This window comes from Chryseolinea sp. H1M3-3, assembly GCF_029360725.1.
Classification (GTDB): Bacteria; Bacteroidota; Bacteroidia; order Cytophagales; family Cyclobacteriaceae; genus Chryseolinea.
Window position 1 is genome coordinate 77,103 of the sequence record NZ_JARKMY010000002.1, and the last position, 14,283, is coordinate 91,385.

General features: G+C 42.0%; 12 protein-coding genes. 3 read left to right on the forward strand and 9 right to left on the reverse strand.

Annotated features, from left to right (window positions below; genetic code table 11):
• Nucleotide 1 precedes the first annotated feature (1 nt).
• The 5 genes from P2W71_RS07695 to cdd all read right to left on the reverse strand — a co-directional run bounded on the left by P2W71_RS07695 (nt 2) and on the right by cdd (nt 4,759).
• Nucleotides 2-769, reverse strand: a complete 768-nt coding sequence (locus P2W71_RS07695; protein ID WP_276369236.1) for a GAF domain-containing protein — start codon at nt 767-769, stop codon at nt 2-4.
• Nucleotides 766-1,359 (reverse strand): chemotaxis protein CheB, encoded by a 594-nt coding sequence (locus tag P2W71_RS07700; protein ID WP_276369238.1) that lies wholly within the window; start codon nt 1,357-1,359, stop codon nt 766-768. The genes P2W71_RS07695 and P2W71_RS07700 overlap by 4 nt, the downstream gene beginning before the upstream one ends.
• 19 nt (nt 1,360-1,378) lie before the next feature.
• On the reverse strand, nt 1,379-2,200 hold the full coding sequence (locus P2W71_RS07705; RefSeq protein WP_276369240.1) for a protein-glutamate O-methyltransferase CheR: 822 nt from the start codon (nt 2,198-2,200) through the stop codon (nt 1,379-1,381).
• 241 nt (nt 2,201-2,441) lie between these two features.
• The gene (locus P2W71_RS07710; RefSeq protein WP_276369241.1) at nt 2,442-4,235 is read right to left on the reverse strand and encodes a GAF domain-containing protein; all 1,794 of its coding nucleotides are present in this window, start codon (nt 4,233-4,235) and stop codon (nt 2,442-2,444) included.
• A 47-nt stretch (nt 4,236-4,282) separates the two neighbouring features.
• Complete coding sequence (gene cdd, locus P2W71_RS07715) at nt 4,283-4,759, reverse strand: cytidine deaminase (protein ID WP_276369243.1); 477 nt, start codon at nt 4,757-4,759, stop codon at nt 4,283-4,285.
• Nucleotides 4,760-4,848: 89 nt separating this feature from the next.
• On the opposite strand from cdd, the gene P2W71_RS07720 reads away from it, so the two are divergent.
• A complete protein-coding gene (locus tag P2W71_RS07720; protein WP_276369245.1) occupies nt 4,849-6,177 on the forward strand; it encodes a saccharopine dehydrogenase C-terminal domain-containing protein in 1,329 nt (442 codons plus the stop codon).
• A gap of 2 nt (nt 6,178-6,179) precedes the next feature.
• On the opposite strand, the gene rnhA is transcribed toward P2W71_RS07720, so the two are convergent.
• The 3 genes from rnhA to P2W71_RS07735 form a co-directional block, all read right to left on the reverse strand.
• Nucleotides 6,180-6,650 (reverse strand): ribonuclease HI, encoded by a 471-nt coding sequence (gene rnhA, locus P2W71_RS07725; protein WP_276369248.1) that lies wholly within the window; start codon nt 6,648-6,650, stop codon nt 6,180-6,182.
• Nucleotides 6,647-7,219 (reverse strand): MarC family protein, encoded by a 573-nt coding sequence (locus P2W71_RS07730; protein ID WP_276369250.1) that lies wholly within the window; start codon nt 7,217-7,219, stop codon nt 6,647-6,649. The genes rnhA and P2W71_RS07730 overlap by 4 nt, the downstream gene beginning before the upstream one ends.
• Nucleotides 7,220-7,601: 382 nt before the next feature.
• Nucleotides 7,602-8,657, reverse strand: coding sequence for an aminotransferase class V-fold PLP-dependent enzyme (locus P2W71_RS07735; RefSeq protein WP_276369252.1), 1,056 nt, complete (start codon nt 8,655-8,657; stop codon nt 7,602-7,604).
• A gap of 143 nt (nt 8,658-8,800) precedes the next feature.
• Here P2W71_RS07735 and P2W71_RS07740 point away from each other — a divergent pair, with 143 nt between their 5' ends.
• Complete coding sequence (locus P2W71_RS07740) at nt 8,801-10,705, forward strand: rhomboid family intramembrane serine protease (RefSeq protein ID WP_276369254.1); 1,905 nt, start codon at nt 8,801-8,803, stop codon at nt 10,703-10,705.
• Nucleotides 10,706-10,815: 110 nt separating this feature from the next.
• On the forward strand, nt 10,816-11,718 hold the full coding sequence (locus P2W71_RS07745) for an SMP-30/gluconolactonase/LRE family protein (protein WP_276369256.1): 903 nt from the start codon (nt 10,816-10,818) through the stop codon (nt 11,716-11,718).
• A 97-nt stretch (nt 11,719-11,815) separates the two neighbouring features.
• Here the strand turns inward: P2W71_RS07745 and P2W71_RS07750 are convergent, their stop codons facing one another.
• Nucleotides 11,816-14,242, reverse strand: coding sequence for a YfhO family protein (locus tag P2W71_RS07750; RefSeq protein ID WP_276369258.1), 2,427 nt, complete (start codon nt 14,240-14,242; stop codon nt 11,816-11,818).
• Nucleotides 14,243-14,283 lie beyond the last annotated feature (41 nt).

The window sequence follows — 14,283 nt, forward strand, 5'->3', positions numbered from 1 at the left end:
GCTAAGATGCTTTAGTGTAAATCTTATCAGCAATAAGCTGTGCTGATTCCTCTGTAAATTTTCGTTGGTCTTCACTGATCGGTGTGAACGATGCTATTTCCATCACACCTAATACCTGGCCTTCGTGTTTGAGCGCAACAATTAAAAGATTCTTAGGTGATGCGCTGCCTAACCCTGAAACAATCTTGATGTATCCCTCGGGCACATCGTCAACATATAGCGACTGGCCACTCGCTGCCGCCTGTCCGATCAGTCCTTCGCCGAATTCATAACTGATTGTCGTGCTTTCCGCGATGCTCAAGGCATAACCACCTTGTAACTCCACCGTCCGTTTTCCATCTTTTTCATTCGCCGTATAGATTGCGCCTTGACCAGCTTCTATTTGTTTGCAAATTGTTGCCAGTCCGGCTTCTAATATTTCTTTTTTGGTTTTTGCGTGATCAAGGCTGGCATTTACTCCCTCGAGGCTGATCGTCGTTTTACCTTTATCTGCTTCCTGTTTTTTGGCAGCGGCAGCTTCAATGGCGCGATCGCGGAAGATCACCACTTCCTTTTTGTAGCGCAGCGCCAGCACGAGTCCTAACCCACCGAGCAAAAAGGTAATGGCGATGACTACATATACGTTTATAAATTCTGGCTGATAGCCGTCGGACAGATGTAAACTCGATGGTAACGAGTAAATCGCAAACAGCGATGCCGCCATCCCTAGAATAAAAAATGTAGCCAGGGTCAGGCTTACCTTGTAGTGATTTTTTAGTATCCTAATCATCGGTATTGATTGTCTAATTCTTTTAAAAATTGTACAATTTGATCCACCTTTAATACATGGTCAATCTTTGTGACAGCCAGTGCACTGCGTGGCATGGTATCGATCATGCATTCCGTAGGTTCCTGCACGATTGTAAGTCCACCACGTTCGTGTATATTTTTCATGCCTACAGCGCCATCTTTGTTCGCTCCTGAGAGCAGAATCCCGATAAGTTTGTCTTTATAAGCAAAAGCGCAAGTACCCAGCGTGATATCAATTGATGGTCTTGAGTTATTTATCATTTCTTCTGTTGATAATGCAAAATGATTCCCTAGTTCAACGGACATGTGATAGTTGGCCGGAGCCAGGTATACATTTCCTTTTTTAATTGTCTCTTTGTCATTAGGCTCAGTTACCTGTACTACACTTTTGATCGAAAGCGCTTCAACGAAACCATTTCGCACATGCTTAAGCCGGTGCAAGCACATGATAATTGGTAACGGGAAGCCTTTGGGCAACTGCGCCAGGATTTTCACCACACCCTGGAAGCTGCCTGCTGACCCACCGATAACAACGGCTTTATAGCTGTTACTTAGGTTGAAGTTTTTCATTCGTCAAAAGACAACTCTCCTAATCCTTTATTTTTTTATAAATCTTTTCTTCATTATTCACCACGATAAAGCGGTTTGAATAGTCACACCAAATCAAGGATTCTTTCGAACCAATGGCCAGGTATCCATATTTAAACAAGCTCTCATGGAATTTCTTCAACACTTCGTTTTGCAAGGACTGGTTAAAGTATATCATCACGTTCCTACAGAGTATCAAATCAAACTTGTTAAAGACATCTCCCAGCACCAGATCATGACGACGGAAAGAAACGTTCATAAGAAGTTCTTTCGGGAACACGGCCATTCCATTCTCTTCACGATAGTAATCTTTGAATGAACCAGTACCCTGAAAGCGGATGTAATTCTTTTCATTCAATTCCATGTTCTTCAGCGGATAAACGCCTGACTTCGCCCTTTCTAAAATATTTACGTCCAGGTCTGTGGCAATCATTGTAACGTCCTGAAGTATGCCCATTTCCTTAAGCATAATGCTCATCGAAAGAACTTCTTCACCCGAAGCACAGCCGGCATGCCATATCTTAAATTGCTTGTGGTTAAGCATGATGGCAGGAATTATTTCTTCGCGCATAATTCTCCAGAAGCTGGGGTCGCGAAACATTTCAGTAACATTGACGGTAAGCTCGTCTAAGAACTCATTGATAAAAGCCGGATTGTCATTTAGTTTTTTGATAAGCGTGTCAACCGTAAGTTTTTTTAATTCCATGATCCTAAGAACACGTCTCTTAAAGGACGACATCGCGTAATTCCGAAAATCGTAATTATACTTCTGATAGATCAGCTCCGAAATTCGTTTAAGGTCATTAATGTCAATATCCAACATGCTTGTCTTTTGAAAGAACCAAAATTAGTTTCTTCCTAAAACTGGACAGGTGTATATAGATGAGAAACCTTACACGCGTTCTAATAAGAGATATGCTTGATATTTTGATTAAAACGCCGTTCGAAGGCACGTAATAATTTACTGGAAATAGAAGTTTTTGTCCTTTTTGGAAGGATGTCCAGGCAGGATGGGAATGGAATGTTTAAGGCAAGTGGATCTTGATCTCTATCAGCGACGACAACTATTGGCGAGCTTTACGATCCAGTTCATTCTGAGTGATTTGGATAGCTTCGAGATTAATCCTCAGCGTTCTTTCGATGTCTTCAGCTACAGCCCAATCGTCGGCACGAGCCGGTATTTTTGATAGCTGCACCGTAAGTTCTTCAACTTTCGCACGAAGTTCGCGTTCTGTGCGCTCGGCACCCTCGCGTATTATTTCGAGTTCTCCGGCATCAGAATTTTTTAGTTGGTTTTCCAAGTCCTGAATACGACGAAGGTAAGCTTGCTCTTTGCGTGCTACCTCTTCCTGGGTGGCCTGGAGTTCCTCCATATTCTGTCGCATTTCTTCTTCTTGTGCCCGCATCTCTTCAGTTTGCTGTTGGAACTGTTCAATCAGCTGACGATTCTTTTGGGCAGCACGTACTGATGCCAGCGTGGCGGCAATTGACTCGCCTAACTTCTCTACGAATTCAATCTCATGTTGCTGATATTCCTGGAACGAGGCTAGCTCTATGATTCCATAGGCCTCCTTATCAACTTTTAACGGAAACAGCAGTAATGCTTTCGGTGCAGCATCGCCTAGGCCTGACGTGATGCGTATATATTCGTCAGGCATGTTGGTAAGGTGGGTAGTCTCTTTCTCGAGGAAAGTCTGCCCTAATAAGCCTTCACCAAGTTTAATTTTTTGCTGCGTATATTTCTTAATATCAAAGGCAAAAAGAGAAATCAATTCCAGGTATTTGTTATTCGGATCTTCGTCGTTCAGAATATACAATCCACCCTGATTAGAATTGGTGTATTGTACCAATGCTGAAATCACTGAATCACCTAATGTGCTCAGGTTGTCATTGGATGAACGCATGATCTCAACAAACTTTGTAAGACCTTCGTTAGCCCACTGACGCCTTCGCTCGGTTTCATTCATAGCTTTCAGTTTCTCCTGCATTAAAATCAGAGAATCTGCTAACTTATTTTTGCCAGGCGAATATTTGTTGTCGGAAGATTTTTGATATTCTATGTCGAGCTTACCCTCTCCAATGGAGGTCACAAAATCAGTGGCGTCCTTCAGGTTTTCAATTATTTCGTTGACCTCGTGCGTTACTTTGCCAATTTCATCTTTGTTAAACTCAACCGTGTGTGTATGATTGATGATATTGGTTTCCAAAAGATGAACTGGTTGGAGAACCCTTTTGTGAAAACCGTACGCCAGCAGACCAAGCAACAGGATATCAAACAGCGTAAACAATATAATCCATTGAAACACGGCCTCTTGTCTGTTTTCCACCTCTTCTTCCAGGTCAGCTACGAGTTTATTGAGCCAGTCAGACAGCGAAAGCCACCTTCCTTCCTGAATCACCTTAGAGACACTAGCCCTCGGGGAAGCAGCACTGTCTACTTTCACAGCATCGTTGTTTTGAGGCAGGGAAGCAAGAATACTCTCTTTATATTGTGTCCAGCTTTTTTGAAGATTTTCAAACGTAATTTGTGGCAAACGCGGTAATGGGTCCAGGAAAAAGGAGGTTCCATCAATACGTCCGCCGCGCGATAAGATCCCAAGCTGATAATCCTGACTTTCAATCTTAGTTGATATTTCACTTGCGACCTGCAAATTTCCTTGAGCAAGGAGTTGCAATTGAAGGGCTATTTGCTGTGTGCCGATTTGAATATTTCGTGCGAAATCTATTTTTCTTTCTGCTTCCTCCAGGGTGTGGATCTGGTATCGTACTCCAAAATATTGAGCTATGAAAATAAACGTCATTAACGCCAGGCTATAAATGGCCAGCTGCTTCAATGATTTATTTTTTAGATACTTCATGATCACAAATAAGGGAAATTAAGATGACTGCGAAAATCAAGAAATGCTCATTTCCTTACTTGCAAACTTTCGTTGGAGAAACAAAAGGGAAGCAGGGACTCGGCTGAAGGTGCCTTTACCCAACGATGTTGCTGATTTTGCATGACAACTTGAAATGGTTGGCGCTGCCGTTGTTCAAACTCCAACATTACCTGTCGGCACGGGCCACAACTCGTCGCGGGGGACAATTCAAGTTGATCGCCTAGCCTGGCCAGTACCAGCAGTTTCTTAATTTTCTTACCTGGATGTTGAGAGGCAACGGTGAACAGGGCGACACGTTCGGCGCACATTCCAGAAGGGTAGGCGGCATTCTCCTGGTTCGTGCCTGTAATGATGGAACCATCCTCTAAAAGCACAGCAGTTGCAACCCTGAAGTTTGAATAGGGTGCATAGGCAGATGGGAGCGATTCTTTCGCCTTCTCCATTAACCATCTCGATTCTTCGTCCAGGTCGTTTGGATTTTCTAAAATTGTAAAGTCGTTCATGTAATGAGCGTTTAAAAGCTAAAAGTTAAAAGTTATTCAAACAACTTTTCACCTTTAACGATTAAGGTTAACTTATATTCAGATAAAACATGAAAACAATATTGATAGTTGGTGCTGGCCGTTCTTCTTCTGCATTGATTGATTATCTGCTACAGCACGCTTCGTTAAATGATTGGCAAATTATAGTAGGAGATATTTCTTTGGAGGCCGCCAGGGAAAGGATAGGGTCATACGCTGAGGGAAAACCGATTCAGTTTAATATAAATGAAACGTCCCGGAGCGAGGAAGCAATTGAAAGGGCCGATGTAGTTATTTCGTTATTACCGGCAAGTCTTCATCCGCTGGTAGCGAAGCACTGCATCGCTATGAAGAAACATTTTTTAAACGCCAGTTACGTATCTGACCAGATCAATGCTTTGCATCATGAGGCTACGGCAAACAACTTATTGTTTTTAAATGAATGCGGGCTCGATCCGGGTATAGACCACATGAGTGCCATGCAGGTGATTGATAAAATTAAAAGTAATGGGGGAATACTTACATCCTTTGAATCTTTTACCGGAGGTCTTATCGCGCCGGAAACAGACCCGGAAAATCCATGGCGGTACAAGTTTACATGGAACCCCCGGAATGTGGTACTGGCAGGGCAGGGAACTGCGAAGTTTTTAATGGAAGGTCAATATAAGTACATTCCCTATCAACAACTTTTTAAACGCGTTACACCTATTGATGTATCGGGCACTCGCTATGAAGGATACCCCAACAGGGATTCATTAAAATATCTAACAACGTATGGCTTGCACGATATTAAGACTATGATAAGAGGGACCTTGCGCAATGCTGGTTACTGCAGTGCCTGGAATGTATTTGTGCAGTTAGGTTGCTGCGACGACACATATAAAATGGAAGGTGTACAGCAGATGACCCATCGCGATTACTTAAATTCTTTTCTTGATCATAAGGTTGATTTAACCGTGGAGGAGAAACTATGCACAACATTAAGCATAGATCTTCAGGGAGATGAAATGCGTCGCCTGCATTGGAGTGGATTATTTAGCGATGAGAAAATCGGATTATCAGAAGGAACTCCCGCACAGCTATTGGAGCATATCTTAAACAAGAAATGGAAATTAACGAAAGGCGATAAGGATTTCATTGTGATGTGGCATCGGTTTGGCTACCTGCAAAACGGAATAAAAAAAGTTGTCACTGCCAGTTTCACTACGGCTGGAGAGAATGAAACTCAAACGGGGATGTCAAAAACTGTGGGTTTACCGCTGGCAATTGCAACGAAGCTATTACTACAGGGAAAAATCAAACAACGAGGTGTTGTGCTCCCAATAAAAAAAGAATTGTATGACCCGATATTGGAAGAACTAAGGACCCTTGGAATTAGTGTAATTGAAAAAGAGATGTAGCACTATTCGGCGGCAGAATTATTCTTGTTTTGTTCGTACCATTGATCTACCAGTAGCGTATAGCTTTGAGCTGCTTTCACCGCCAGGTAATCACACCGTTCATTTTCCGGATGTCCGGCGTGGCCTCTGATCCAGACGAACTTAGGTTTCAATTTTTGGTGAAGCGGAATATAACGCTGCCACAAATCCGCATTTGCCTTTTTTGCAAAATTCTTTTTCTGCCAACCCCAGATCCACCCTTTTTCAACAGCTTCAACGACATACTTTGAGTCAGAATAAATGGTGATGGGAATGCCATCTTTTTTTATTGCTTCCAGCCCCTTGATAACGGCGAGTAATTCCATCCGGTTGTTGGTGGTTAAACGAAAACCTTCCGAAAGCTCTTTTACGGCATCCTTATACTTCATTACAACTCCATAGCCACCAGGTCCAGGGTTGCCTTGCGCTGCACCATCAGTGAAAATTCGAATCATCCGGGAAATACGTTTGTTTTAAAAATTTTTACACCGATGGCCAACAGTATTACGCCGAATACCCTTCTTAATACAGCAAACCCCGAGTTGCCAATTACGCGCTCCAACCATGACGAGGAACGTAACACGATGTAAACAAAAACGAGGTTGAGCAAAATGCCGATAAGGATGTTGAGTTCATCGTATACCACGCGGAGTGAAAGTATAGTAGTTAATGTACCTGCCCCTGCAATGAGTGGGAAGGCAAGGGGGACAATAGAACTTGAGCCGCGTGCCTGAGGATCGTCTTTAATCAATGTTATTCCTAAAATCATTTCCATGGCAACAATAAAAATTACAATTGCACCTGCCACAGCAAATGAAGCTACGTCAAGGCCAAATAGGTTTAATATCGATTGGCCAAGGTAAAGGAAGCTTACCATAAGCAAGGCGGAAATGATCGTCGCTCGCTCAGCCTGAATTCTTCCTTCCCGTTTGAGGATACCAATGACGACGGGAATTGATCCTAGTATGTCTATAACAGAAAACAGAATCAGTGTGACCGAGAAGATTTCTTTGAAATCAATCATAAGCCAAAGCTAAATAAAAATGCCGGACTTAGGGCCGACATCTTCATGGGATTCGTGTTGTCTGAAACCAATATCTTCCGTCTTCATTTAACTTAAGTTTTGTTTCATCGCTGGACTTGCCGGTGACTGTGGGCCTGGGTAAAACCTGGTTAGTATATCCCTAGTTTAAGTTGAAAAATACATTATAATTATCCCGTTGTGGAAGATGGATTGAAATTCCACAGCAGCGTTGTGATTCGATGGTTTTAGCAACTCAAGTCAAATTTTAGTGATGCGGCAGAATCAGGTGGCTCCTCCTTCAGTAATGAAATGTTCATGTTGTGAAGCTGCGTTCGATGTAGATATAAGCGTCGCCTTTTGCTAGATCCCAGCGCTGTAGCTGTTAGAATTTTTTAAGGAATCGCATGAGTTTCCCGATTTCGTCTTTTTCTATAGCGGGGAAGTTGGCGATGCGCAGGGAAGAAGTTTTCCAGGATCCATAGCCTTCTCCTAACAATATTCCTTGTTGTTTTGCTGCTGTTTTTATTTTTTGAAGGAGCAAGTCCGAACTGGTGACTGGAACCACGGTGTATGATTGAACATCCTGTCTCGAAACTAAATGTTTTAAGTTAGTCGCAGCAGAAAAGAAATCTATCCATGCATGATATCGTCCCATGATTTCTTTATGAACCTCTTCTATTGATGGACTATTTTCCAGCACGCGCATCAGTAAATAAATTCCCAACACATTTGGTGTGCATGACGTTTGCCATTTAGCCATCATTTCAATCATAAACGTCAGGCTGTTGTAATGATTTTTTTCACCGATGACAGTCGCGCGCTGAATTGCTTGAGGAGAACAAATGAGTAGGCCTAGTCCTGCCGGAAGTCCGAAACATTTTTGAACGGATGCAAACCACACATCAGCGGATTTAAAATCAAGCTGAATGCCTGCCATTGATGATGTTGCATCAATGGCCAAAAGGTAGGAAGGATTATTTTTTTTAATTGATTTAATAATATTATTGGAGACCTGCGTTCCATTCGAGGTTTCGTTTTGGGTTAAGCAAATGATACCGTCACGCTGCTCGAGAATTAAGTTTTTCGGATCCAATTTTTCATTAACATCAAAAGGCAATGGAAATGCCAAAGGATGAAGTCGTTTGGTATAATCATACCATTTTTGTCCAAACGCCCCGTTGTAGAGATGGTAGCTTTTATCTGTAATCAGCGACTGCGCAATGATTTCCCAACATTCGGTTGCTGAGCTTGTAAAAAACACCGTATAATTTTTTGGGATTTCAAGTCTTTGCTTTAAAAGTAAAATTGTCTTTTCCGACATTTCTACAAATGCTTCACTGCGGTGATTAATGCTCATGATGCCAGCTTTGAAAGCATCTTTAACGTAACTGGGAATTTCATTGTAAACGCGTGAAGGGCCCGGATAAAAGCTTATCATAGTATTAATTAAGGATCACATATATCTGCCGAAAGTTCGAAACTTTCATGAAGTTTATTCAACGTAGATTAATAAATTTCGGCTAACACCGTTTTAAAACCTAAGTCACGCTGGGGTGTTTCAGTAAGTGAGCAAATCGATCCATGGGAAAAACCGCTATTTCAACATACATTCTTATTGGAATTAACGTGCTGGCTTTCGGCTGGCTGGCTTTGCAACAACAAAGTTTAATGATGAATAGCAGCCATGATGTATTGGCTATTCTGAACGCCGGGGCAAATCTTAATCCATTTACCCTTGGAGGCCAGCCTTGGCGAATCATCACTTCCATGTTTCTGCATTTCGGGATCATCCATCTCCTGGTAAACATGTATGCGCTGTATGTATTGGGAACCTTGCTGGAACCTGCCTTGGGGACCACGAGATTTTTATTGGTTTATTTTTTCTGCGGCATTGCTGCCGGACTTGCCAGTTTGTTATTCAATCTATATACCCCAAGCGCGGGTGCATCGGGCGCTCTATTTGGATTGTTCGGGTATCGTTTAGGTGCAGAGGTTATAGGAAATTTTCATGACCGGCAGAAGCTGCTCAGCATCTTTCTAAACTTTGTTGTATTTGTGGTGATCAACGCATTTATCGCTACAAGTGTAAGTGTAGACATGGCAGGTCATATCGGTGGCTTTGTCGGCGGACTGTTCTTAGCTGCACTTCATTTTCGGTTACGCTGGTTTATCAAGAAAAAATACCTGGCACTTTTGCTGGTGCTGTTGGCTAGTACGTTGTTTGTATTGCCTAAGGACCAGTTGAGATACTATCAGATATTTCAGCGTGTATTAAAAGCAGAAGATCATACGGATGAGCTTTATAAAAATGTAACAACAAATAGCGAATTAAAGGATAGTTTGAATGCGATGATACCTGTATGGGATTCGATTGCTTCATCTTTAAATGCCATTAACAAGATACCGTTTCAGCTCAGTGCCGATACAGCAATTTTAAGAGATTACATTCAGCTGCGCAGACAGGAAACGTTTTATAGAATCAAGCAGATAGAACGTGAATCATATGTTTACTACGATAGCCTGGAAATCGTAAATGGGAAATTTCGGTCTCTTCCTGAACTAACTTACGTGCTCAATTATAAGATAATTGAAACGCAGCAAGAGTTGGAGGATACGATAGCATCTCATAACGCGCTCTTGGAGCCGGCGCGCGTTTACTATGACGAACATTGGAAAGAAACCAGCGACATTAATGCTGCCAAATATTATCGCATCGGCCAAAAGGATTCATTGGGACGTTGGCAAGGTGTTGCGATAGATTATTATAAGAATGGCGATATACAGATGAAAGGAAAATATTCCAAAGATATGAAGGATGGAATTTTTATTTACTACTCGGACCATCACACCTATGAATCTGCCGGTAGATATGATAAGGAACAACCGGTAGGTAAATGGGAAAATTTCCATTGGAATGGTTCCCTTGAAAGTGAGGTATTTTATGGAGATCAGATTTTCACCGCTACCGTGTTTGATTCACTTGGTAACCCGCAAGTGGTTAACGGGAACGGTAACGCAAAACGATGGTATTCGTCTGGTCAATTGGCCGAAGAGGGACGATATAAAAACGGAAGAAAAGAGGGATTGTGGTATGGATTTCATCGTAATGGAAGGCCTTATTATAAAGAACAATATCGTGATAATCGGTTGATCCATGGTGTTTCGGAGGACTTGGATGGCCGGCGTTATGTGTACGATTATTTAAGCGAATATCCTTTTCCGGAGAAGGGTATGCCTGCTTTTAAAAAATACATCACCCAAAATAAGCGCGAACCTTTCTATAAACCATCCCACGGTAAAGTAAAGCTGACATTTACAGTGGGGATTGATGGGTCGACATGGAATTATGTTATCATTCAAGGACTGTCACCGGAGTGTGATCATGAAGCAGTTCGTTTACTGAAAGAAGGTCCACGGTGGAGACCAGCGCTCCTCCATGGACAAGAAAAAATACCATCACAAGGGTATGTTGAAATTGATTTCTAGGACTTGAAAAGGGTTTGAAAACAACATGTGGTTTCCAAGAAAATTATGGTCAACATGTATCGAACCTTCACAACTTCTGTTATCTTGAATGGATTAATTTTTAATTACTCATGCGTAAAATTCACTTATTAAGTCTTCTGTTTCTCCTTTTAAATTTCAATTTAAAGTATGCTCATGTACAAGATCCGAGTAGCGTCGTTGCCAAAGGAGCCAAGCCTGTGCTCGTTTCTTCTGACTTTATATTTACTGAAGGCCCTGCTGTAGATGCTGATGGCAACATCTTTTTTACTGACCAACCTAATGATAAAATCATGAAATGGTCTACCGATGGAACATTGTCTGTATTCATGGAGGGAGCAGGAAGATCTAACGGGCTTTTTTTTGATAACGAAGGACACCTGATATCTTGTGCCGATCGAAATAATCAGCTTTGGCAAATCGATAAAAACAAAAACGTTACCATCCTGGTAAAGGATTTTGAAGGGAAAAAATTAAATGGGCCTAATGATGTCTGGGTAGATCCAAAAGGAGGAATGTATTTTACCGATCCTTTTTACAAGAGAGATTACTGGACAAGAACGGAAAAAGAAATCGAACAAGAGAACGTTTATTATCTATCGCCAGATAAAAAGAAACTGTCGATTGTAGCAGCAGATTTATTACAACCCAACGGACTCATTGGAACACCTGATGGAAAAAAATTATATATCGCAGATATTAAAGGACGAAAAACTTATGCCTATTCCATCAATGATGATGGTACATTAACAAATAAAACACTGTTTACCGATATGGGCTCCGACGGCATGACTATCGATAGAAAGGGAAATGTTTATTTGACAGGACGTGGCGTTACCGTTTTTAATTCAAAAGGGGAGAAGCTGGAGAATATACCAATCGATGCACCATGGACTGCCAATGTGTGTTTTGGCGGAAAAGATCGTAAGACACTTTTTATCACAGCAAGTAAATCCGTCTATACCTTGAAGATGAAGGTAAAGGGAGCTTATTAAAAGTTTTGTAGTGTCTATTTTTCTCAGAGCGCCTTTTAGCTTAATGGGATGTTTCAGAACGCAAAGGCACAGCCCCCAGGGCGGTTAACCACATTGTTTATTTCTTCATGGACCACCCTATACATCCCAACACGACCAGCAGCATCAACCAGGAAGAGACCATCGTAATTTTGTTTCCGACGACATAAGGAGCAGGCTTGAATTTAAACTCAACGGTATGCTTACCGGAAGGAATAACCAGGGCGCGGAGTATATAATTAGCACGAATTATTTCCGATTCCTTCCCATCAATTGAAGCGATCCATCCTTTTGGATAGTAGATCTCTGAAAATACCGCTAAACCGTTTTGCGCCGACTGACTTTCGTATTTCAGATAGTTGGGTGTATGCTCAATGAGTTTGATGGACGAGGAACTGTCAAAATTGATATCTGCGACCTTGAACTTGGAGCCATCGACAACGGCAGTTGTTCGCGTATCAATGTCGCATACTTTTGTTAATTCTTCGGTCGGGGAGTTTACGGTCTCCACTTTGGAAACGAACCATGCGTTTCCGAGCGCACTTGCATTTGGAATGATGTTGTCACGGCCTCCACCATATACCAGGTATTTGGCATTGAGCATGTTGATCACCCCATATTTTCTAAAATCTATGTTACCTGAAGATGCATCCTGGATAAGCTCATTTGTTTCGCGGGCCAAACAGGTGTCATAAAGATCTTGATACCGTCGAAGTTTTACGCCATGATAGCCGCCAATAGAGTTATGAAAATAGGATGTACGCGCCTCCGCGAATGCATCCTGCAAATTGTATACACGATAATATGATTTGTCCTTTAATATTTCCTGGTCGGCCTCAGTAAGTGTAAAAAAGGTATTCTCACGTTTTCTTTTATAATCGTCCTTGGTAAGAAAGCGTGCATCGACAACGGCAACATCCAATAGAACAATGGCAATTAGGAATGAGTAAAATGCCACTGGTGCTAGTTTATTCCAGATCTCAAAATACAATACCACAAATGCCAACGTTATAAATACGAATGACCTGAAGGCATCGCTCCGTAAAAGACTTTTACGGTCATCAGCCAGGGCGCTGATAAACCAGGGGGGCATCGCTTCCTCGCCGTCTTTAATGAAACTAAACATGCCTGCAAAGAGTAAAAGCAACAGGCAAATTCCACCGACGATCCCGAACGCAACAAGTAGTTTCTTCTTCGTTGGCTTGACTAATCCTTCAGTAAGGACTTTTTCTACTGCAATAAACCCTAGCAACGGCATTGCTATGAGAATCATAACAACTGCAAAAGTAAACGAGCGGAATTTATTATAGCCGGGCAGGTAATCGAATATGAAATAATTGAAAGTTGAAAAATTACTTCCCCAACTCATCATAGTGGCTAGTATACAAATGAACACAAGCCACCAAACATATTTTTTTTCAACAAAGATAATTCCTAAAACGAATAAGAAGACAATGATAGCTCCAGCGTAGTAAGGAAAAGGTGTACTAGGTCCCCAGTACGCCCCGGAATAGTACGCCAACTGGTTGAACATTTTCTCATCCCCGTTTCGTGCGAGTGCCTTGTACGTTTCGCTCTCCCGATCTTGTACAAATAAATTTTGACTCGTACCTCCATAGTAACTTGGAACCAACAACGTCATGGGTTCGTCTATGGCATAGTTATATGCGAAGGCCCAGTCTCTGTTTACGCCAGAAGATGCCGTGGAAGCACTTGAAGACACCAGCTCCGATTTACCGCGCGAGTAGGTGCTATATTCCAGAACCGCCCACATTGGCGCTATAAAGGTGCCAATGGCAATAATCGAAGCCGGCACCAGCCAGGCGATGGCCTTAAAAAAATCCGGTGTTTTATTTTGTTTAATAAAGACAACGAGCTGCATGATCCCATAGGCGATGAGTATTAACAATAAATAATACGTCATTTGTAAATGGTTCTCGCGCAAATGAAGCGCCAGCCCAGCCGTTGTTACACCAAATCCCAGAATCTTGTTGTTAGAAAAAATGAGATGCACGCCGGCCATCACCAATGGCATGAACGCAATTGCACCGATTCTTGAACTGTGGCCAACATTTAATCCTACTATCAAATAAGACGAAAGACCAAATGCCAACGCGCCCGCAATAGCAAGATAAGGCCTCACGCCAAAGGCCAACAGCATGATATAATAGGAGATAAACGCAAGATAGATGTTAGCAATAGGATGAGGGAGCGAGACGGCCAGGACACTTTTCAAGAAACTGACCGCTCCATTTCCCCATTCAACATTCACAAGGTATCCCGGCATGCCGCTAAACATCGATGGCGTCCACAATGGTTCGTCACCGGTTTTAGCACGATAATCACGCATAGCTTTTGAAGACCCTTCCCACTGTGTTATATCCTGTTGATCCAATACTTTGTTATCAAAGAAAACCGGATTAAAGAAGAAGACAGTGACGATAAGAAATACGCCAATGGCAATAGCATGTGGCAGTACATCCTTCGAAAAGTTGATTTTTTTCATAGTTATGAAATAACAACCCGCAAAATAGAAAGATTGTGGAA

Bases quoted from the DNA above. Each gene is read 5' to 3' on its own strand.
- P2W71_RS07735 (WP_276369252.1), bottom strand. From the start codon at position 8,657: ATGATAAGCTTTTATCCGGGCCCTTCACGCGTTTACAATGAAATTCCC.
- P2W71_RS07720 (WP_276369245.1), top strand. From the start codon at position 4,849: ATGAAAACAATATTGATAGTTGGTGCTGGCCGTTCTTCTTCTGCATTG.
- P2W71_RS07710 (WP_276369241.1), bottom strand. From the start codon at position 4,235: ATGAAGTATCTAAAAAATAAATCATTGAAGCAGCTGGCCATTTATAGC.
- rnhA (WP_276369248.1), bottom strand. From the start codon at position 6,650: ATGATTCGAATTTTCACTGATGGTGCAGCGCAAGGCAACCCTGGACCT.
- P2W71_RS07750 (WP_276369258.1), bottom strand. From the start codon at position 14,242: ATGAAAAAAATCAACTTTTCGAAGGATGTACTGCCACATGCTATTGCC.
- P2W71_RS07740 (WP_276369254.1), top strand. From the start codon at position 8,801: ATGGGAAAAACCGCTATTTCAACATACATTCTTATTGGAATTAACGTG.
- P2W71_RS07700 (WP_276369238.1), bottom strand. From the start codon at position 1,359: ATGAAAAACTTCAACCTAAGTAACAGCTATAAAGCCGTTGTTATCGGT.
- P2W71_RS07745 (WP_276369256.1), top strand. From the start codon at position 10,816: ATGCGTAAAATTCACTTATTAAGTCTTCTGTTTCTCCTTTTAAATTTC.
- P2W71_RS07695 (WP_276369236.1), bottom strand. From the start codon at position 769: ATGATTAGGATACTAAAAAATCACTACAAGGTAAGCCTGACCCTGGCT.
- P2W71_RS07730 (WP_276369250.1), bottom strand. From the start codon at position 7,219: ATGATTGATTTCAAAGAAATCTTCTCGGTCACACTGATTCTGTTTTCT.
- cdd (WP_276369243.1), bottom strand. From the start codon at position 4,759: ATGAACGACTTTACAATTTTAGAAAATCCAAACGACCTGGACGAAGAA.
- P2W71_RS07705 (WP_276369240.1), bottom strand. From the start codon at position 2,200: ATGTTGGATATTGACATTAATGACCTTAAACGAATTTCGGAGCTGATC.